This window comes from Clostridium chromiireducens (assembly GCF_002029255.1).
In the GTDB taxonomy this organism is placed as follows: Bacteria; Bacillota; Clostridia; order Clostridiales; family Clostridiaceae; genus Clostridium; species Clostridium chromiireducens.
The window spans coordinates 1-639 of the sequence record NZ_MZGT01000184.1; the positions used below are offsets into that span (position 1 = coordinate 1).

Below are 639 nucleotides of genomic sequence, written 5' to 3' on the forward strand. Positions count from 1 at the left end.
TCCTCATTCGGAAATCTTCGGATCTCTGACTATGTGCGTCTACCCGAAGCTTATCGCAGCTTATCGCGTCCTTCATCGGCTCCTGATGCCAAGGCATTCACCATGCGCCCTTTGTAGCTTGACCTTTGGTTCGCTCACTTATTAGCACCAATAACTTCGTCAGCTGCGTGTTTTACTCACTCACGTACGTGAAGTACGCTCGCTTCCTAAAACTCTTGCTTCCTCGTTCTTGTCACTACTAAGCTTCGCTTTTGGTAAATTAATATATTTTATTCAAATATTTTTAATTTACTTAATCATTTCACAAAGAATATTATTCTTGGCTTTGTTGTATTTTATATACATTAAATCTATGTGCAATTTTCAAAGAACATACATTCCCCTAATTTTAGAGAAAATTTTTTTGAAAGACTTAGTCTTTCAAAATTGAACAGAACAAATACTTAAGTAACCTTTGAGCAAGTATTTTATATTTAATACATACAGTGATGTATTTATACTAGTTAAACATCATGTTAACTAGATTTCTCCATAGAAAGGAGGTGATCCAGCCGCAGGTTCTCCTACGGCTACCTTGTTACGACTTCACCCCAATCGCTGACCCTACCTTAGGTCGCTGCCTCGCTTTCGCGTTAGCTC

Annotated in this window: 2 rRNA genes; both read right to left on the bottom strand. The window is 38.2% G+C overall.

Annotated features, from left to right (window positions below):
* Positions 1–124 (bottom strand): 23S ribosomal RNA (locus CLCHR_RS24295); the annotation flags it as partial.
* A 411-nt stretch (positions 125–535) separates the two neighbouring features.
* A 16S ribosomal RNA gene (locus CLCHR_RS24300) occupies positions 536–639 on the bottom strand; the annotation flags it as partial.